The following is an 18,632-nucleotide window of genomic DNA, read 5'->3' on the forward strand; positions in this document are numbered from 1 at the left end:
GGCGCCCCCGGTCTCCGCACGCCCGGACCGGCGCGTCCCCCCAGCAACGGTTATCACCCGTCACCGCGTCTCGGAGGCATGATACCGTCGCTCGGGGCGCTGTTCGAGGGGTTCACGGCGGTGGAGGCGACGGTCGCCGTCCTCCTCGTCTCGGTCGTCGCCGCCGTGGCGATGGAGTTCGTGGTCCTCCGCGCCGCGCGCCGGTTCGTCTCCGGCACGGACACCGGCTACGACGACATCGTCATCGCCTCGCTGCGGGCGCCGCTCGTCGTCACCGCCGCGCTCGCGGGGGTGTTCGTGCTCACGCAGGTCCCCGCGGTGCGCGCCTCGGTGCTCGTGGAGCCGCAGTTGCTCGACGCCGTCTTCGGGCGCCCGTCGCTGTCGGTGATTGTCCTCGTCTGGGCGTACGCGGCCAACGCGGTCGTGAACCGGGTCGTCGCCGCGGTCAACGAGGAGGGCGGGCGGTTCGACTTCGCGCCCGTCTTCTCGAACGTCTGGACGCTCGCGGTGCTGCTCGGCAGCGTCGGCACCCTGCTGTGGCTGTGGGGCATCGAGATCACGCCGCTGCTCGGCGCGGCCGGGGTCGCCGGCATCGCCGTCGGCTTCGCGGCGAAGGACACGGTGGCGAACTTCTTCGGCGGGATCGCGCTGTACTTCGACGACACGTACAAGATCGGCGACTACATCGTCTTGGACGACGGCACCGCCGGGACCGTGATCAAGGTCGGCGTGCGGTCGACGACGCTGCTCACCCGCGACGAGGTGCTGGTGACGGTACCGAACGCGACGCTCAACGCCTCGAAGGTGACGAACGAGTCGGCGCCGCAGCGCCGCCGCCGCGTGCGGGTCCCGATCGGGGTCGCTTACGGGACCGACGTGGACGCCTTCGAGGCGCTGGCGATCGAGGTCGTGGAGGCGGAGCCGCTCGTCCTCGACTCCCCGAAGCCGCGGGCGCGCTTCCGCTCGTTCGGGGACTCGGCGCTCCAGTACGAGATCCTCTGCTGGGTGAACGGTCCGACGCGGCGCCGCCGCGCGCAGCACGAACTCAACCGCGCCCTGTACGTGGCGCTCGGGGAGGCAGACATCGAGATCCCGTACCCGAAGCGGGACGTGACGATCGCGGGGACCGCCGGAGCGGAGCCGCCGGCCCCCGGGACGGAGCGGGTGCCCGCGTCGCCGACGCCCGAGGCGGAGCCGGCCGAGCGGCGGGTCGGCGACGGCGACTGAGCGTCAGGGCGCGTCGACGGTCACGCCGACGCGTCGCCGGCGTCGCCGTCGGAAGCGACCTCCCAGTACCACGACGGCGGGACCGGGACGGTGTCGCCGAGCCGGCCGTACCGGAACGCGACCCGGACGCGCTCGCCGGTCGGCACGTGGACGTAGGTCGCCGATAGCTCGACGACGAGCCCGTCGGCGGTGACGAACGCGACCGCCCGGAAGTCGTCGGCCTCGTCGCCGAGCGCGCGCGGCTCGCCGCGCACCTCGATCCGGTACAGCGGGACCGCGGTGGCGGCCGCCCCGACCGTCGACTCGCTCCCGTTCAGGAACCGGCGGATCGGCTCCGCGGCGGCCCCTCCGACGAGCGCCGTCGCGTTCGGCGCCGCGGCGGGGTCGAGGCGGCGGGTCTCGACGCCGGACGGTCCCGCCGCCCGCTCGTAGACGGCGTCGCCGTCGGCGTACACCTCGACGGTGCCCTCGCGGGTCGCGCCCCCGATCGAGGCGTTCGCCGAGGCGGTGAGCCGGTACCGGCGCTCGGACGCGACCGCGAGTTCGACGCCGCCGTCGCCGGCGATTCCCACGCGGTCGCCCGTCCCCCCGTCGAGGCCGGTCGCGTTCGCGGGCCCCGAGGCGACGAGGAGGAGGGTCGCGGACGAGAGGTTCGCCGCGGCGGCGACGTGGGCGTCGGCGAGCGCGTCCGCGTCGTACACGCCGGTCAGGAAGGCGCCGGGCGGCGTCCTGGCGGTCGAGCCGACCGTCCCCGTGAGGCCGTCCTCGTCGAGCCCGAGCGACGCCGCGTCGTCGAGCGTCGACACGGCGCGCTCCGCCGACTCCGGCGTTCCGATCGCGGCCGCGGCGGCCGCGTACTCCCCGTCGGCCGGCGGCGAGGGAGCGGTCGGCTCCGCGTCGTCGGCCGCGGGCCCGAGTCCGGGGACGCCGGCGAGCGCCGGCGCTCCGCCGGCGGCGAGGACCGCGAGGGCCGCCACAAGCAGCGCGGCGGCCGCGACGGCGAGGAGGGCGCTCCGGTCGTCGGCCGCCGCCCGTCGGACCCCCGCGAGGCGACCGCGGACGCCCTCGCGGCCGCCGTCGTCGGCCGCCGCGGCGGTCGCGAGGGAGACGCCGAACCGCTCGCGGAACAGGCGGTCCGCCGCGTCCCGGTCGAGCCCGTAGAGGAGCCGCTCGCGGAGGTCGGACGGCGAGACGTACGCCGCGCCGACCGCCTCGGCCCGCCGACGCGGCGAGGCGGAGAGCACCCGTCGCGCCCCGTCGCCGACGACGGCGTCGGCGTCGGTCGGGACGGGGGTCCCGACCGCGACGCGCCGCTCCCGGCCGCCGCGTCGGACGACGACGACGTTCGACTCGTCCGCCCGGTCGACCCGCTCCCAGCCGCGAGCGGTCCACAGCGCGGCGACGAACTCGCGGCGCTCGGCGCCGGAGAGCGACCGGTATCGCCGGGCGAACTCCGCCTCTGACGGGGCGTTCACGGGGTCAGTACGCGTCCGAGCTACACAAACGTACCGCGCACGGTCGGCCGGGCCGGGACGCGGAACGTAACCGTCAGCGACAACGGGCCGCGGGATTCCGCCGGCAGGGTTTTCCCCGTGCGAACGGAATCGGGTGGTATGAGTACCGAACCGGCCGACACCGGGACCGAGGGGAACGACCCGGCGATCGAGGTGACCTCGGACGCCGCCGAGGAGGCCCTCTCGCTGCTCGAAGGCGAGGGGCTCGACACCGACGTCGCCGGGCTGCGGCTGTTCGTCCAGCAGGGCGGCTGCGCGGGGCTGTCGTACGGGATGCGCTTCGACACGGAGCCGGAGGAAGACGACCTCGTCGTGGAGCACCACGGCCTCCGGGTGTTCGTCGACCCCGCGAGCAAGAACTACATCGGCGGGAGCACGCTCGACTACGAGCACGGCCTCCAGGCCGCCGGCTTCGAGGTCGAGAACCCGAACGTCGTCTCCGAGTGCGGCTGCGGCGAGTCGTTCCGGACGTAGCGCGCGCTTCGATTCCTTTTTTCCTCCCCGTCTCGCGAGTCCCCCGCTTAAGTCGCTCCGCCGGGTAGCGGGAGCCATGACCCTGGAAGCGACGACGACGCCGAGCGGCGAGCGGGTGTACACCGACAGGTCGCGGACCGAGCGCGGCGCGGACGGGCCCTTCTACCTCGTGTTCGCGGACGAGGCGGGCGAGTCCCGCTGGGGGTTCCGCTGCGGCAACTGCGAGTCGTTCGACACCGCGATGGACACGATGGGCCGGATCCAGTGTACCGAGTGCGGCAACCTCCGGAAGCCGGACGAGTGGGACGCGGCCCACGAGTGAGGCGGCAGGCGAGTCGTCGTCAGGGGTAGGGGCAGGCCGCTGTCAGCGGACAGGGGCGGGTCGTCGTCAGCGGCCACGGAATCTCCGGTCGACGGCCGTCTCCGGCGGGGCGGTCGGCTCCGGCTCGGGACCGCGTTCGGGGCTCTCCGGACCCCTGCGGGGGGTGCGCCCGATTCTCTGGGATCGAAATCGTGAGAAGGTTTATCACGGATGGTGCCGAACTCCGACGTAGATGGCCACTGCGAGCATCCCCCCGACGACCGAGGCCAGAGACGTCTTCCGCGAACTGGGATACACCGTCTCCGACGGCGGACGCGAGTTCGTCGCGGAACGCAAGTGGCGGCGCGTGTTCGTGACGGTGCTTTGTCTCGACGACGACGACCTCGACCCGTATCTCGCAGACGGGGGCGACGCGCCGCGGCTCCGGTGTTTCGTCACGTGGCGTGACCGCGCGGCCGACCTCCAGGAACGGCTCGTCGCCGCCAAGCCCCCCTACGACTGGGCGGTGATCGGCATCGACCGCGACGGCGAGGACTTCGCGGTGATGGAGGGCGCGCCCGGGAGCCCGTAGCCCCGCGCGCGACCGCGGTACCGACGACGCTCTCCGCATCCCGGTCGGCCCGCCAACCGTGCCCTCGGCCGGCCCGTCTCGGAGGTGTCTATTTGCGACCCCGCCGCGTACGGGCCGCATGGAGCACGTCGAGTACGTCTACACCAGCGGCATGTCCGAGTCCGACGTCGAGGCCCGCCTCCGGGCCGGCGAACACGGCGTCTTCGCGCTGGCGAGCGACGGCGACGCGTACGCCACGCCGCTGAGCTACCACTACGACGGCGACCGCCTCCTCCTCCGCGTGAGCGACCACGACGGCGACGACGAGAAGGGGCGGTTCCTCGCGGCGACCGACACCGCCACGTTCGTCTGCTACGCGGCGTCGACGGACGAGTCGTGGAGCGTCCACGTCCGCGGGCCGGTCTCGCGGTTCGAGCGACGGGTCGACGAGGCGACGCTCAACGAGTGGTTTCAACCCTTCCGCCTCTTCGACGAGGCGGTCGAGGACGTCGCGTTCACCCTCTACGAACTGGAGATGGAGACGGTCATCGGCCGCGCGACCGTAGACGGGTAGCCGGCGAGCCGGCGGGACCGGCATCGCGCCCGACACCGTCCCGCCGGCGGCGACGCGTATTTTTATCTCCCCGTGTGCCCTACCAGCACGCGACATGGTGTTCAAGAAGATCACGTTGATCGGGACGAGCGAGGAGAGCTTCGACGCCGCGGCCGACGACGCCATCGACCGCGCCGAGGACACCCTCGACAACGTCTACTGGGCCGAGGTCGAGGAGTTCGGCGTCGAGTTGGACGGCGCGGCCGACCGCGAGTACCAGGCCGAGGTCGAGGTCGCGTTCGAACTGGAGGGCTGAGGGGAGACGCGGTCGTACGATTTATAACTGGTCGTGAGCGGGAGCCGGGCCTCCGTATGAATGACGGGCATGGATGGGCCGGCGGCAGAGTCGTCGGCGACGCCGCCGCCTCGTTTATTTATAAGCGATTCCTCGGCGGCCACCTATTTATCCGACCGCCTCCACGACCCGGCAATGACCGCATCACGCGCGCCGGTCGAGCCGACGGTCCGGGAGTTCGAAGCGACGGTCGAGTCCGTCGACGGCCGCGAGGTCGTCCTCGACGAGACGTACTTCTACCCGGCGTCGGGCGGCCAGCCGGCAGACAGGGGAACGCTCGACGGCCACCTCGTCGACGACGTGGTCGAGCGGGACGGAGCGGTCGTCCACGCGCTCGACCCCGACGCGGACGCCGCCCTCGCGCCCGGCGACGAGGTCACGGGCCTGATCGACGACGCCTTCCGCACCTACTGCGCCCGGGCGCACACCGCCTCGCACGTGCTGTACGGGGCGGCGCGCCGGATCGCCGACGACCTCGGCTACGCCGGGTTCGACATCTCGGAGACGAAGGTCCGCGTCGACCTGACGACCGCCGAGCCGCTGGGCGACGACGACCTGATCGAGTTAGAGCGGCTCGCCAACCGCGCCGTCTGGGACTCGCTGCCCGTCTCGTGGACGACGCACTCGGCCGACGAGGCCCGCGACGTCGACGGCATCGCGTTCAACACCAAGACCGAGGAGGGCGCGATGAGCGGCGGCGACGCGGTCCGGGTCGTGACGGTCGGCGAGGCCGACGACCCGTGGGACGTCGCCGCCTGCGGCGGTACGCACGTGGCGAACACGTCGGAGATCGGGCCGATCGCGGTGCTGGAGCGGTCGAACCCCGGCGAGGGCGTGACCCGCGTCGAGTTCGCGGTCGGGCCCACGGCGATAGACGAACTCGGTGCGGTCCACGCCGCCGCGCTCGACGCCGCGACGGCGCTCGACGCGCGCGTCGGCGACCTCCCGGACGCCGTTTCCCGCCTCCGCGACGAGGCGGACCGGCTGGAGGCGGAGCTCCGGGACGCCCGCGAGGAACTGCTCGCGGCCCGCCTGCGCGAGTTCCCGACCGCCGCCGTCGACGGCGCGCGCTGGGCGATCGGGACCGTCGACGACGCCGACCCGAACGAGCTCCGCGAGCCGGCGACGGCGGCGGTCGCGGCCGACGGCGACCTCGACGCCCTCGCCGCGGTCGGGACCGGCGACGCCCCCTTCGTCGTGGTCGCGGCCGGCGGCGACGCGGTCGACGCGGGCGACGCCGTCGGCGCCGTCACCGACGAGTTCGGCGGGGGCGGCGGCGGCGGCCCGACGTTCGCGCAGGGCGGCGGGCTCGACGCCGACCCCGAGGCCGTCGCGGCGTGGCTCCGGGAGCGATGACCGGCAAGCTGGGCCCCGAGGCGCTGGCGGCGGCGTTCGCGGCGACCGGTGCGGCCGACCCGGCGGTTCGGCAGGGGCCGGCGTACGGCGAGGACGCGGCCGCGATCGACCTGGGCGGCGCCGGCGAGACGCTTGTCGTCGCGGCCGACCCCCTCTCGCTGGCCGCGGAGTCGGTCGGCACCCTCGCCGTCCACGTCGCCTGTAACGACGTGGCCGCCAGCGGCGCGGACCCGCGGTGGCTCACCCACACGCTGTTCCTCCCGGACGACGACCCCGACCGGCTTCGGGCGGTCGTCGACCAGGTCGACGCGACGGCGCGAGACCTCGGATGCGCGGTCGTCGGCGGCCACACCGAGGTGCTCGACGCGCTCGACCGCCCGCTCTGTGCGATGACGGCGATGGGCACGACTGACCGCTTCGTGTCGAGCGGCGGCGCAGAGCCCGGCGACCGGCTCCTGCTCACGAAGGGCGCGGGGATCGAGGCGACCGCGATCCTCGCGACCGACTTCCGCGGGGCGTGCCGCGAGGCGGGCGTCCCGGCGGCGACGCTCGACGCGGCCGCGGAGTTCCTCGAGGAGGTGAGCGTCGTGCCCGACGCGGCGGCGGTCCGCGACGCCGCGACCGCGCTCCACGACCCGACCGAGGGCGGCGTGGCGACCGCGCTCGTCGAGGCGGCGGCCGCGAGCGAGGCCGTCTTCGCCGTCGACCGCGACGCGGTCCCGGTCCGACCGGAGACCCGGGCCTGCTGTGACGCCCTCGGCGTCGATCCGCTCAAGTCGTTTGGGTCGGGCGCGCTGCTGGCGGCCGTCCCGCCGGAGCGCGTCGACGAGGCGCTCGACGCGCTCGACGCGGCCGGGATCGAGGGGGCCGCGATCGGTCGCGTCGAGTCGCCCGCCGACGAGTCGGCCGCGGGGACCGTCCGGATCGGCGACGAGACGCTCGCCGAACCGCCGCGAGACGAGCTGTACCCCCTCTGGGAGGCGCGCGACGCGGGGGCGTAGCGGTCGGCGGCGGCCGTCCCCCTGCCCCGGCCGGGCCCACCCCGCCGATCGCGCACCTTTTTCGGTGAGGGACCGAAGTCGGTGACATGACCGGAGCACGCGTCGGATCGGCGCTCACCGACGAGCAGGCGGCCGTCCGCGACCTCGTCGCGGAGTTCGCGGCCGAGGAGGTCCGCCCGACCGCGGCCGAGGCGGACGAGACGGAGACGTTCCCGGAGGAGGTGTGGGACGGGCTCGCGGAGCTGGGCCTGACCGGCCTCACCGTCCCGGAGGAGTACGGCGGCTTCGGCGCCGACGAGACGACCTACGCGGTCGCCAACGAGGCGCTGGCGCACGGGTCGCTCGCGGTCGCCACCGCGCTGTCCGTCCACTGCCTCGCGACCTCCTGTATCGCCGAGTTCGGCACGGAGGCGCAGCGCGAGGCGTGGCTCCCGGAGATGGCGGAGACGGGCCGCCCGGTCGGGATGTTCTGCCTCTCGGAGCCGCACGCGGGGTCGAACCCGGCGCAGATGTCGACGACAGCGACGCACGACCCCGAGGCCGACGAGTACGTCCTGAACGGCGAGAAGCAGTGGATCACCAACGGGAAGCGCGGCGGCGTCGCGGTCGTCTTCGCGAAGGTCGACGACGCGGAGCGCGACCCCGACGACGACGCCGTCACGCAGTTCCTCGTCCCCGCGGACGCCGAGGGGTTCGAGGTCGGAAAGAAGGAGGAGAAGCTGGGGCTCCGCGCCTCGGACACGACCGGGATCACCTTCGACGACTGCCGGATCCCCGCCGAGAACCGGCTCACCGAGCCGGGGAAGGGGCTCTCCGCGGCCTTCCGGACGCTCACCGAGGGGCGGATCGGCATCGCGGCGCAGGCGGTCGGCGTCGCGCAGGCCGCGCTCGACGAGGCGACGACGTACGCGCAGGAGCGCGAGCAGTTCGACCGCCCGATCGGCGACATCCAGGCGATCCGGCACAAGCTCGCGGAGATGTCGACCGACGTGTCGGCCGCGCGGCTCCTCGTCCGCGAGGCGTGCCGGCAGGCGGAGGCGGGGGAGGACTACCGCGTCGCCGCCTCGAAGGCGAAGTACCGCGCCAGCGAGGCCGCGATGTCGGTGACGAACGAGGCGGTCCAGATCCACGGCGGCTACGGCTACACGACCGAGTTCGACGTCGAGCGGCTCTACCGCGACGCGAAGATCACGGAGATATACGAGGGGACGACCGAGATCCAGAAGACGATCATCGCCCGCGGGGTGTTCGGGGAGTGAGCGCGGTCGACTCGCGGCTCGCCGGCTACGACGCGGTCGTCTACGACCTCGACGGCACGCTCGTCGAGCTCGCGGTCGACTGGGACGCGGTCGCGGAGTCGGTCCTCGACGTGTACGCCGAGCGCGCGCTGATCCCCCCGACCGAGGAGCTGTGGGGGTTACTCGGTGCGGCCGACGACTACGGGATCCGGGCGGCCGTCGAGGAGGCGATCGCGCTCCACGAGCGCGCCGGCGCCCGCGAGTCGACCCGGCTCCCGCTCGGCGACCGGCTCGCGGCCGACGGCCCGGAGGGCGAGGTCGGCTCGCCGCCCAGCGCCGGCGTCTGCTCGCTCAACTGCGAGGAGGCGTGTCGGATCGCGGTCGAGACGCACGGCCTCGGCGACGCGATCGCCGGGGACGCCATCGTCGGCCGCGACACCGTCGGGAGCCACAAGCCGGACCCGGCGTCGCTGCTCGCGGCGATCGACCGGCTCGGCGCCGCCCCCGAGGACTCGCTGTTCGTCGGCGACTCGCGGCGGGACGCGGTCGCCGCCGAGCGGGGCGGCGTCGACTTCGCGTGGGCCGCGGACTTACTCGCCGAGTAGCGGCACGGATCGTCGCACCGCGAGGTCGGCGCGCGTCGCCCCGACTCACCCCGTCTCGTCGTCCTCTCCGCGTTCTTCGGGATCTGCATCCTCACTGCCTTCGTCGGGCTCGCCGTCCTCACCGCCTTCCTCGCGCTCGGCGCCGTCGTCGGCTGCGCCGCCGTCGCCGGCGTCGTTCCGCCTCGCGTACACCGCGACGGCGACCGCGGTGACGAACCAGATGGGGGCGCCGACCCGGACCGCGAACGCGGCCCGCGCGCCCCACGACTCCAGCGCGACGGTCGTCGACAGCAGGGCCACGACGGGGGCGCCGACGAGGATGGTGACGACGAACGTCGTCTGCATCACCCACGCGTAGTCGACCCCCTCGTACTCGGCCCGCTCGACTGGTTGCACGCCACGGGTTCGGCGGCGGAGCGGCAAATCGGTGGCGGTCGGCCGCGGCGCCGGCGCGTCCGGCGGCGACCGCGCGGTCGACTCGCCGTCCGGTTCCCGACGATTTTAGGGTGGCGCGCGGTCGACTCCGAGGCATGACCACGACGCGGGGACTCCGGGACGCCGAGGATCCGATCACGATGCTCACCGCCTACGACGCCCCGACGGCGGCGATCGTCGACGAGGCCGGGATCGACGTCGTCCTCGTCGGCGACAGCATGGGCAACGCCGCCCTGGGCTACGACTCCACGCTCCCCGTGACGTTCGACGAGGTCGCGAGCCGCACCGCGGCGGTGGCGCGCGCGACCGACGACGCCCTCGTCGTCGCCGACATGCCGTTCCTCTCCTTCGGCGTCGACGAGGCAGAGTCCGTGCGCAACGCCGGCCGCCTGCTGAAGGAGGCGAACGCGGACGCGGTGAAGATCGAGAGCGGTCCCCACACCGTCGAAACGACGCGCCGGATGACTGAGGTCGGGATCCCGGTGATGGCGCACCTCGGCTTGACCCCCCAGCACGTGAACCGGCTCGGCGGGTACACCCGGCAGGGCACCGAGCAGGACGCCGCCGAGGAGATAATCGAGCTGGCGGGCGAGCACGCCGACGCGGGGGCGTTCGCGCTCGTGCTCGAACACGTCCCCGCGAACCTCGCCGGCGCGGTGACCGAGGCGCTCGACATCCCGACGATCGGCATCGGCGCGGGCGCCGACTGCGACGGGCAGGTGCTGGTGATCAACGACGCGGTCGGCCTCGGGGAGTGGTCGCCGCCGTTCGCGAAGCAGTTCGGCGACGTGCGCGGGGAGATGGTCGACGCCGTCGAGGCGTACCGGGAGGCCGTGACGAGCGGCGAGTTCCCGGCCGAGGAACACTCGCACGTCGAGTCCGAGCTGGAAGACCTGTACTGAGGGCCGCCTGCGTCGGCTCCCCGTCTCAGAGGGGCACGACGCCGAGGATCGCCGGCAGGTCGCTCGGATCCATCTGCGTGACCGTGACGTAGAGGACGGTGAAGATCACGGCGTTGTGGAGGCCGTGGAGCAGCGCCGGGACCACGAGGTTCTCCGTGTACTCGTACACCGCGCCGAACACGAGGCTCGGCACGAACAGGATGGCGACGGTCGTGAGCCGGGCGGAGAGGCCGCCGGTCAGCGCCATCACGTGGATGGTCGCGAAGATGGCGGCCGAGAGCAGGATCGACGGCGCCGCCGGCAGCGACTCGCGGAGCCGCCCCTGGACGACGCCGCGGTAGAGGATCTCCTCGCAGGGGCCGATGACGAGGAACGACGCGGCGACGAACAGCGGGATGATCGCCGGGTTCCCCATCGCCAGCTCCGCGCTCTGGTTCGCCGCGGTCTCCGTCCCGAGCAGCTGGACGATAGTCGAGACCACGAGGACCAAGATCAGGATCACGACCCAGCTGCCGAGGACGATCCCGATCTCCTTGAGGCTCGGCACCCGGACGCCGAGGTACGAGACGATCCCGCGCCGGTCGAGGCCGCGCCACGCGAGGTACCCCACCGCGAGCCCGCCGAAGGCAACGTACTGGCCGAGTATCAGGGTGAGCACGACGCTCGCGACCAGCGAGAGCCCGCCGGCCGCGGCGTCGATCGCGAAGACCGCGACGCCGCTCGCGAGCGCGATCACGGGGCCGAGGACGCCGAGAAGCAGGGCGGTCGCGACCGCGACGGCCGGCGACCCGCCGGCGTTCCCCGGGCCGCCCGCGTCGTCGGCGACGGGGTCGGGGTCGACGTCGTCGAACTCGTCGTGAACCCCGCCGTCCGGGGACGCGTCGCGGCTGGAGGGATCTGTCATCGCCCGGGGTAGGCGGCGCTCGGCAAAATGGTTGTCCGTGTCGGAAGCGTCGCGGACGGTCGCCTTGCCGGCGTCCGCGCGCCGGTCACCGGCGGAGCAGCTCGTACCACAGCACCGCGGTGACGGCCCGCCCGTCGCGCAGCCCGTCGTCGACGACCGCGGCGAGGAGGTCGTCGTACGGCACCGTCTCGACCGATATAGACTCGTTGTGGTCTAAGTCGCGGTCGGCGGTCGGCTCGCAGCCGGTCGCCAGCACGTGGTGGTGAACCGCGTTCGCCATCCCGTTCGTCGGCTCGACGGTCGTCAGCCGCTCGAACGAGTCGGCCTCGTACCCGGTCTCCTCGGCGAGCTCGCGGGCCGCGGCGCGCTCGATCGCGTCGTCGCTCGGGTCCGTCGCCTCGCTCGCCCCGCCGTTCGCGCCCCCGTCTCCGTCTTCGGGCTCCATCGTCCCCGCGGGGATCCCGCGGTTCACGCGCCCGACGGCCTGCCGCCACTCGTCGATGACGACGGCGTCGCCGTCGGGCGTCAGCGGCAGCACCACGACCGCCGGCGGCTCGTCGACGTAGTGGAACCCGTCGGCCTCGCCGTCCGGGAACCGCACCTCGTCGCGCCGCACGTCGAAGCCGGGGCAGGTGTAGTCGACGGCCGAGCCGAGCGTCTCCCACGCGAGGTCGTCGGGGTCGTCCATGGTCGCGGTCGTCGCTCGGCGCGTAAATACCCGGCCGTCGCGCGGTCCCGGACGCGCCCACTTGGGCTCCGTCGCGCGCCCCGGACGCGGCGTCGCCGCCGCCCGTCACGCGCCCCGGACGCGCACGACTGCGAGGCGGCCCGCCGTCCCGGCGGCCCAGCCGAGGGTGCCCGCCGCGAGCGCGGCGGCCCCGATCACGGCGAGGCCGTCGACCGCGAGGAGGGCGGCGATCCGCTCGCCGAGCGAGCGCCCGGAGAGCCCCAGCAGGTAGTGATCGACGCGGTGGCCGAGGAGCGCGGCGACGGCGGCCGCCCACGAGGCGACCAGTCCGTTCCGCCGGACCGCGAGCGCCGCGGCCGCGAGCAGGCCGACGACCGTCGCGTCCCCGGCGAGGAGGATCACTCCGCCGGCGACCTCGAAGACGCCGATCGCGTAGGCGGCGAGGACGAGCGCGAAACACAGCGGCGGCGCGGCGAGCCGCGGGTCGGGTCGCGGGCGGTCGCGGTCGGGGCCGAGGAGGAGCGCGCGCGGGGAAGGCATGCGCGACCGATCCGCCTCGCGGCCGAAAAACCTCGGGGGCGCCGGCGGCGGTCGTTCGGGGCGCTCAGCCCCAGTCGCCGAGCGACGCCTGCCCCTCGTCGGCGTCTCGGCGCTCGCGCTCGGCGGCCGGCTCCTCCCCGTCGCCCCGGTCCGGCGGGCCGTCGACCCAGTCGGTGAGCTTGCCGCCGTCGCCCGCCCCGCCGCGCTCGCCGCTGCGCTGTCGCTCGGAGTCGCCCCGGCGCTCGCGGCCGCTCCGTCGCTCGCGATCGCCGTCGTCCCCCGCCGCCTCGAACCCGCCGAGCGTCGCCTGGTCCGTCTCCGCGAAGTCGAGCTTGGAGACGCGGACGCCCAGCTTGCGGACCCGGGTCTCGTCGAACTCGCCGAGGAGGTCGAGCGCCACCTCCTCGACGAGGTCCGGGTCGTCGACCGGGCCGGGGAGGCTCCGGGCGCGGGTGTTCACGTCGAAGGGGGGCTCGACCGCCTTGATCCCGATGGTGCGGTAGAGGCAGCCGCGCTCGCGGGCGCGGCGGGCCACGTCCGCGGCGAGCGCCGTCACGGTCTCGCGCTTCGTCGCCTCGTCGGCGGTCGTCGGCAGCGCCGACTCGCGGGAGAGGCTCTTCGGGAGGCCGGTCGGCGTCACCTCGCGGTCGTCGTCGCCCGCGGCGCGCCGGGAGAGCTCCGGGCCGCGCTCGCCCAGCGCCTCGGCGAGGCGGTCGCGGTCGGCCGCCGCGAGGTCGCCCGCGGTCTCGATGCCGAGGTCCGCCAGCGTCTCCTCGGTCACGGGGCCGACGCCGTGGACGTCGGCCGTCGGCAGCGGCGCGAGGAACTCGGCGACCGAGCCCGGCGGCACGACGACGAGGCCGTCGGGCTTGTCGGCGTCGCTGGCGACCTTCGCGGCCGACATGTTCGGCGCGACGCCGACGCTCGCCGGCACGCCCGCCTCGCGCTCGATCCGGTCTTTCACGTGGCGGGCGTACCCCTCGGCGAGCGTCCGCGCCTCGCTCGGCCCCGCGGCGCCGCTCGGCGGCGGGTCGTCGGGGTCGTCGCCCGCGACCGCCCACGAGGTCCGGTCGGTGACGTCGAGGTACGCCTCGTCGATGCTCACCTCGCGGCGGGTGTCGGCGCAGTCGCGGAGCACCGCCTTCACCTCGCTCGCGACCTCCTCGTAGAAGTCGAGGTCGACGGGGACGTACCGGCCGGTCTCGGCCGGGTCCGGCGCGTCCGGGTTGTCGGGGTCCGCGTCGGCGCGACGAGGGAGTAGCTCTAGCGCCTCCGAGATCGGCATGGCGCTGTCGACGCCGAACGCGCGGGCCTCGTAGCTCGCGGTCGCGACCGCGCCGATCGACTCGCCCGGCTCGTACCCCATTCCGACCACGACGGGCTCGCCCGCGAGTTCGGGGCGCCGCAGCCGCTCGCAGGAGGCGTAAAAGCAGTCCATGTCGACGTGACAGACGACGCGGTCCGCGCCGTCGTCCCCGTCGTCGCCGGCGCCCGGGAGCGTCTCCCCGGCGACGGGCGTCCCGCCGGTCATCGCGTTCGGCTCCGCGCTCCGCGGACTTAAGAATCAGCCACGCGCGCCGGAAGTGGACGCCGCCTCCGCCTGAGCGCCCCCGGATCCAGATCCGATAGCCGGGGCGGTAGTCGTTTATTCGGTGCGTCCCTTCGTGGACGTATGCCCGGAGCGATCGACGTGCTACACGTCGACGACGACCCCTCGGTCCTCGACCTCACGGAGGCGTACTTCGAGCGCGAGCTCGACGCGGTCTCGGTGACGAGCGTGACCGACCCGGAGGACGCGTTAGACCGGCTCGACGAGGGCGCCTTCGACTGCGTCGTCAGCGACTACGACATGCCCGCGATGGACGGGCTGGAGTTCTTCGACGCGCTCCGCGAGCGCCACCAGAAGATCCCCTTCGTGCTGTACACCGGGAAGGGGAGCGAAGAGATCGCGAGCCAGGCGCTCAACGCCGGCGTCACCGGCTACTTCCAGAAGGGCGGCCCCGAGCAGCTCCGCCGGCTCGCGAACCGCGTCGACCAGGCGGTCGAGGAGCACCGGACGAAGGAGATCGCCGACCGCTACTCGACGGTCATCGAGGCGCTCGGCTACCCGGTCTACGTCGTCGACGACACCGGCGTCTTCCGGTTCGTCAACGAGCCGTTCGCCGAGCTGACCGGCTACGACCGCGAGGAGATCATCGGCGAGACGCCCGGGTTCATCAAGGACGACGACGCGGTCCAGGAGGCGGAAGACCGGCTCGGAACGATCCTCTCGTCCGACGGGCCCGACGTCCAGCACTTCGGCGTCGACATCGTCCCCAAGGAGGGCGAGCCGATCCCCTGCCGGGACCACATGGCGGCGCTCCCGTACGAGGGCGAGTCGTTCGACGGCAGCGTCGGCATCCTCCGCGACGTGTCCGACGAGCGCGAGCGCCGCGAGGAGCTGGAGACGAAGACCCGCGCGCTCGACGAGGCGCCCGTCGGGATCACCATCACGGACCCCGAACAGGAGGACAACCCGATGGTGTACGTCAACGACCGCTTCGTCGAGATGACGGGGTACGACCGCGAGGAGTCGATCGGGGTCAACTGCCGGTTCCTCCAGGGGCCGGACACCGAGGAGGCGTCGGTACAGGAGCTCCGCGAGGCGATCGACGCCGAGGAGTCGACGAGCGTCGAGCTGTTGAACTACCGGAAGGACGGGACGGAGTTCTGGAACCGCGTGAGCATCGCCCCGATCAGCGACGCGGACGGCACCGTGACGCACTGGGTGGGCTTCCAGGAGGACATCACGGAGTTCAAGGAGCGCGAGGCGGCGCTCGAACGGCAGAACGACCGGCTCGACTCCTTCGCGAGCATCGTCTCGCACGACCTGCGGAACCCCCTCAACGTCGCGCAGGGCCGCGTCCAACTAGCCCGCGAGATGTCGGACGACGCCGAGAACCTCGACGCCGCGCTCGACGCGCTCGAACGGATGGAGTCGATCGTCGAGCGCACGCTCACCCTCGCGCGGGAGGGCGAGACGGTCGGCGACCCGGAACACGTCGACCTCGCGGACGTCGTCGCCGACAGCTGGTCGACCGTCGACACCGCCGACGCGACGCTCTCCGTCGAGACGGAGCGCGAGGTGCTCGCCGACCCCGACCGGCTCCGGAACCTCTTCGAGAACCTGATGCGCAACGCGGTCGACCACGTCGGCGGGGACGTCTCGATCCGCGTCGGCGACCTCTCCGACGGCTTCTACGTCGAGGACGACGGGCCGGGGATCGACTCCGCCGTCGCCGACTCCCTCTTCGAGCCCGGCGAGAGCGGCGCCTCCGGCAACACCGGGTTCGGGCTCGCGATCGTCCAGGAGATCGCCACCGCGCACGGCTGGACCGTCGACGCGACGACCGGTGCGGACGGCGGCGCGCGGTTCGAGGTCCGCGGGGTCGACAAGCGGACGCCCGCGACGGCCTGAGCGCCGCCCGGCCCTCTGCCCCGCCACTCCGCCCCGGGCGGCCGCCGACCCGCCCGAAAGCGGATCGACTCCCGCCGTTCACAAGCGCCTTTATGCTCCGTTCCGAACTCGGAGTGAATGGGGTCGCTCACCGACATCGCCGAGACCGACCGGCGCGTGATCGTGCTGGCGCTCGCGCGGATGGTCGGCGCGGCCGGGAACTCCTTCCTCATCGTCGTCCTCCCGCTGTACATCACGAGCGACGTGGTCGACATCGAGGGGCTCCTCGGCGCGGAGATCGGGGTCGGCGCGGCCGCGGTCACGCTGACCGAGCCGCTGCTCATCGGGATCGTCCTCTCGCTTTTCGGCTTCCTCAACAGCCTCTCGCAGCCGTTCACCGGGCGGCTGTCCGACCGGGTCGGCAGGCGACGGCCCTTCGTCCTCGCCGGCATCCTCCTCCTCGGGACCGCGAGCGGGCTGTACACGGTCGCGACGAGCTACCCGGTGCTGGTCGCGCTGCGCGCGGTCCAGGGGCTCGGCGCGGCGCTCATCATCCCCGCGACGGTCGCGCTGGTCAACGAGTACGCCGCGAGCGACACCGACCGCGGCGGGAACTTCGGCGTGTACAACACCTTCCGTCTCATCGGCTTCGGCTTCGGGCCGGTCCTCGCGGGCGCGGTCGTCGAGGCCGGGCCGTACGACCTCTCGGCGGTCGGGCTCCCGGTCCTCGACGGGTTCGACGCGGCGTTCGTCGCGGCCTGCGCCGGGGCGTACCTCAGCTTCACGCTCGTGTTCCTGCTCGTCCGCGACGCCGACGTGGAGGGCGAGGCGGGCGACGACGTGTCGATCCGGGTCCGCGGCGAGGACCGCCTGCTCGACCCCGTGTTCACGCTGGGGCTCGCGACCGTCGCCATGGGCGCCTGTATCGCGCTGTTCGCGACCCTCCAGAACCAGGTGAACGTCCGCTTGGACCAGGCGCCGGTCTGGTTTGGCGCCCAGTTCGCGGCGGTGACGATCGCCAACGTGATCTTCCAGGTCCCGGTGGGGCGCGCCAGCGACCGGATCGGCCGCCGGCCGTTCCTGCTCGCCGGGTTCGTCCTCCTCGTCCCGACCACGCTCCTCCAGGGGATCGTGACGGAGCCGGCGCTGATGATGCTCGTCCGGCTCGGGCAGGGGGTCGCGGTCGCGTGCGTGTTCGCCCCGTCGCTCGCTCTCGCCGGAGACCTCGCGCGCGAGGGCGAGTCGGGGACCACCCTCTCCGTGCTCACCATGGGATTCGGCTTCGGCGTCGCCTTGGGCCCCCTCGCCTCCGGCTGGCTCTACGGCTTCGGCTTCGTCGTCCCCTTTGCGGTCGGGGCCGCGGCCGCCGCGCTCGGCCTCGTCGCGGTGTTCACGCAGGTCGAGGAGACGCTCGACGTCGGCGACGAGCCGAGCGCGGCGCCGGGCGCGGACTGAGCGGGACCGACTGCGCGCCGTTTTTCAGGGTCCCGGCCGAACCGCCTCGCGTGTCGAGCGACCGCCTCCGCTGCGTCGAGTGCCGCGAGCCGATCCCGGCCGACGCGCGGATCTGCCCCCACTGCCGGACCATCCAGCCCTCCCCGCTGCTGGACGTTGGCGTCGTCGTCGCCGGCGTGTTCGCGCTGCTGTTCGGCGTCGTCCTGACCGTGATGACCGTCGGGACCAGCCGCCTCTTCGGGTTCGTCCTGCTCGTCGTCGGCTTCGGGCTGGCGGTCGGCGGCTACACGCGCTACCTCGACCGGCAGGCCGCGAGCCGGGCGCGGTGAGGCGACCGCGTTTCCCGTCGCCTCTCTCGCGACAATTTAAGTACGAGCGCGCGCCACGGTACGGACATGCTCACCCCACTCAACGGCGGCCTGGTCCTCGCGGGGCTGGCGCTCGCGTTCGTCGGCGCGGCGGTCTCCGTCTACGCGGTGACGCTGACGGGACTGCTCGTCGGCGCCGGCGCCGGCTACCTGTTCGCGCCGAACGTGGTCGGCCTGATCGCGGTCGACGGCGCGGTCCTGACCGCCGGCACGGTCGCGGTCGGCGGCCTCCTCGGCGGCTTTCTCGCGTACGCCGGGCTCTCGTTCGCGGTGCTGGGGATCGGCGCCGTGGTCGGCGGGTTCGCCGGGCGGTTCGCGGTCGGCCCGTTCTACGCGGCCGACGCGGCCGGGCTCGAGGGGACGGCGCTGCTCGTCGGCGCGACCTTGGCGGGCGTCGCGGTCGGCGCGCTGTTCGGGTTCGTCCTCACGCGCACGACGCTCGTCGTCTCGACCGCGCTCATCGGCGCGGCGTTCGCCTCCCGCTCGCTCACGCCCGCGAGCTTCGAGACGGCCGCCGCGGAGACGACCGTCCAGCCGCTCCTCTTCGACCTCTCCGCGCCCGCGTTCCTCGCGGTGTTCGTCCTCGGGACGCTCTCGCAGCTGGGGCTGTTCCGGTTCGGCTACGTGACGAAGCTGGTCGGGCTGTTGCCCGGCGCGCGCCGGTGGACGGCGGACGACGACCGCGACGGCGGCGCGAAGGGCGCGTAAC

Annotated in this window: 21 protein-coding genes; 15 read left to right on the plus strand and 6 right to left on the minus strand. The window is 73.6% G+C overall.

Going from position 1 to position 18,632, the window contains the following annotated elements:
• The first annotated feature begins 78 nt into the window (after positions 1-78).
• Positions 79-1,227 (plus strand): mechanosensitive ion channel family protein, encoded by a 1,149-nt coding sequence (locus HPS36_RS08115; RefSeq protein WP_173229706.1) that lies wholly within the window; start codon positions 79-81, stop codon positions 1,225-1,227.
• 20 nt (positions 1,228-1,247) lie between these two features.
• On the opposite strand, the gene HPS36_RS08120 is transcribed toward HPS36_RS08115, so the two are convergent.
• On the minus strand, positions 1,248-2,702 hold the full coding sequence (locus HPS36_RS08120) for a hypothetical protein (RefSeq protein ID WP_173229708.1): 1,455 nt from the start codon (positions 2,700-2,702) through the stop codon (positions 1,248-1,250).
• A 138-nt stretch (positions 2,703-2,840) separates the two neighbouring features.
• Here HPS36_RS08120 and HPS36_RS08125 point away from each other — a divergent pair, with 138 nt between their 5' ends.
• The 9 genes from HPS36_RS08125 (at position 2,841) to HPS36_RS08165 (ending at position 9,195) form a co-directional block, all read left to right on the plus strand.
• Entirely contained in the window at positions 2,841-3,215 is a 375-nt protein-coding gene (locus HPS36_RS08125) for a HesB/IscA family protein (RefSeq protein WP_121563089.1), read from the plus strand.
• 76 nt (positions 3,216-3,291) lie between these two features.
• A complete protein-coding gene (locus HPS36_RS08130) occupies positions 3,292-3,537 on the plus strand; it encodes a DUF5816 domain-containing protein (protein WP_121563088.1) in 246 nt (81 codons plus the stop codon).
• A 232-nt stretch (positions 3,538-3,769) separates the two neighbouring features.
• Positions 3,770-4,108: a DUF7116 family protein gene (locus HPS36_RS08135; protein WP_173229710.1), complete on the plus strand. Its 339-nt coding sequence runs from the start codon at positions 3,770-3,772 to the stop codon at positions 4,106-4,108.
• Positions 4,109-4,226: 118 nt separating this feature from the next.
• Positions 4,227-4,661, plus strand: coding sequence for a pyridoxamine 5'-phosphate oxidase family protein (locus HPS36_RS08140; RefSeq protein WP_173229712.1), 435 nt, complete (start codon positions 4,227-4,229; stop codon positions 4,659-4,661).
• Positions 4,662-4,755: 94 nt separating this feature from the next.
• On the plus strand, positions 4,756-4,956 hold the full coding sequence (locus HPS36_RS08145; protein ID WP_096394462.1) for a dodecin: 201 nt from the start codon (positions 4,756-4,758) through the stop codon (positions 4,954-4,956).
• 174 nt (positions 4,957-5,130) lie between these two features.
• Positions 5,131-6,351, plus strand: coding sequence for an alanyl-tRNA editing protein (locus tag HPS36_RS08150; protein ID WP_173229714.1), 1,221 nt, complete (start codon positions 5,131-5,133; stop codon positions 6,349-6,351).
• Positions 6,348-7,352, plus strand: coding sequence for an AIR synthase-related protein (locus HPS36_RS08155; protein WP_173229716.1), 1,005 nt, complete (start codon positions 6,348-6,350; stop codon positions 7,350-7,352). Before HPS36_RS08150 ends, HPS36_RS08155 begins: the two co-directional genes overlap by 4 nt.
• Positions 7,353-7,438: 86 nt before the next feature.
• Positions 7,439-8,611: an acyl-CoA dehydrogenase family protein gene (locus HPS36_RS08160; protein WP_173229718.1), complete on the plus strand. Its 1,173-nt coding sequence runs from the start codon at positions 7,439-7,441 to the stop codon at positions 8,609-8,611.
• On the plus strand, positions 8,608-9,195 hold the full coding sequence (locus HPS36_RS08165) for an HAD family hydrolase (protein WP_235681689.1): 588 nt from the start codon (positions 8,608-8,610) through the stop codon (positions 9,193-9,195). Before HPS36_RS08160 ends, HPS36_RS08165 begins: the two co-directional genes overlap by 4 nt.
• A gap of 45 nt (positions 9,196-9,240) precedes the next feature.
• Here the strand turns inward: HPS36_RS08165 and HPS36_RS08170 are convergent, their stop codons facing one another.
• On the minus strand, positions 9,241-9,591 hold the full coding sequence (locus tag HPS36_RS08170) for a DUF5822 domain-containing protein (protein WP_173229720.1): 351 nt from the start codon (positions 9,589-9,591) through the stop codon (positions 9,241-9,243).
• Positions 9,592-9,725: 134 nt separating this feature from the next.
• On the opposite strand from HPS36_RS08170, the gene panB reads away from it, so the two are divergent.
• Positions 9,726-10,532, plus strand: a complete 807-nt coding sequence (panB, locus tag HPS36_RS08175) for a 3-methyl-2-oxobutanoate hydroxymethyltransferase (protein WP_173229722.1) — start codon at positions 9,726-9,728, stop codon at positions 10,530-10,532.
• Between the two features lie 25 nt (positions 10,533-10,557).
• Here panB and HPS36_RS08180 read toward each other — a convergent pair whose 3' ends face one another.
• The 4 genes from HPS36_RS08180 to HPS36_RS08195 all read right to left on the minus strand — a co-directional run bounded on the left by HPS36_RS08180 (position 10,558) and on the right by HPS36_RS08195 (position 14,195).
• Positions 10,558-11,436, minus strand: coding sequence for a CPBP family intramembrane glutamic endopeptidase (locus HPS36_RS08180; RefSeq protein ID WP_173229724.1), 879 nt, complete (start codon positions 11,434-11,436; stop codon positions 10,558-10,560).
• Between the two features lie 85 nt (positions 11,437-11,521).
• Positions 11,522-12,124: an NUDIX hydrolase gene (locus HPS36_RS08185; RefSeq protein WP_173229726.1), complete on the minus strand. Its 603-nt coding sequence runs from the start codon at positions 12,122-12,124 to the stop codon at positions 11,522-11,524.
• Between the two features lie 105 nt (positions 12,125-12,229).
• Positions 12,230-12,664, minus strand: coding sequence for a hypothetical protein (locus tag HPS36_RS08190; RefSeq protein WP_173229728.1), 435 nt, complete (start codon positions 12,662-12,664; stop codon positions 12,230-12,232).
• A gap of 64 nt (positions 12,665-12,728) precedes the next feature.
• The gene (locus HPS36_RS08195; RefSeq protein ID WP_173229730.1) at positions 12,729-14,195 is read right to left on the minus strand and encodes a Y-family DNA polymerase; all 1,467 of its coding nucleotides are present in this window, start codon (positions 14,193-14,195) and stop codon (positions 12,729-12,731) included.
• 141 nt (positions 14,196-14,336) lie between these two features.
• On the opposite strand from HPS36_RS08195, the gene HPS36_RS08200 reads away from it, so the two are divergent.
• The 4 genes from HPS36_RS08200 to HPS36_RS08215 all read left to right on the plus strand — a co-directional run bounded on the left by HPS36_RS08200 (position 14,337) and on the right by HPS36_RS08215 (position 18,631).
• A complete protein-coding gene (locus HPS36_RS08200) occupies positions 14,337-16,121 on the plus strand; it encodes a hybrid sensor histidine kinase/response regulator (protein WP_173229732.1) in 1,785 nt (594 codons plus the stop codon).
• A gap of 117 nt (positions 16,122-16,238) precedes the next feature.
• Positions 16,239-17,555 carry an MFS transporter gene (locus HPS36_RS08205; RefSeq protein ID WP_173229733.1) on the plus strand — a complete coding sequence of 439 codons (1,317 nt, stop codon included), beginning with the start codon at positions 16,239-16,241 and terminating at the stop codon, positions 17,553-17,555.
• A gap of 50 nt (positions 17,556-17,605) precedes the next feature.
• Positions 17,606-17,884: a zinc ribbon domain-containing protein gene (locus tag HPS36_RS08210; protein WP_173229735.1), complete on the plus strand. Its 279-nt coding sequence runs from the start codon at positions 17,606-17,608 to the stop codon at positions 17,882-17,884.
• 66 nt (positions 17,885-17,950) lie between these two features.
• Entirely contained in the window at positions 17,951-18,631 is a 681-nt protein-coding gene (locus HPS36_RS08215) for a phosphate ABC transporter permease (RefSeq protein WP_173229737.1), read from the plus strand.
• Position 18,632 lies beyond the last annotated feature (1 nt).

It is taken from the genome of Halorubrum salinarum, assembly GCF_013267195.1.
Classification (GTDB): Archaea; Halobacteriota; Halobacteria; order Halobacteriales; family Haloferacaceae; genus Halorubrum; species Halorubrum salinarum.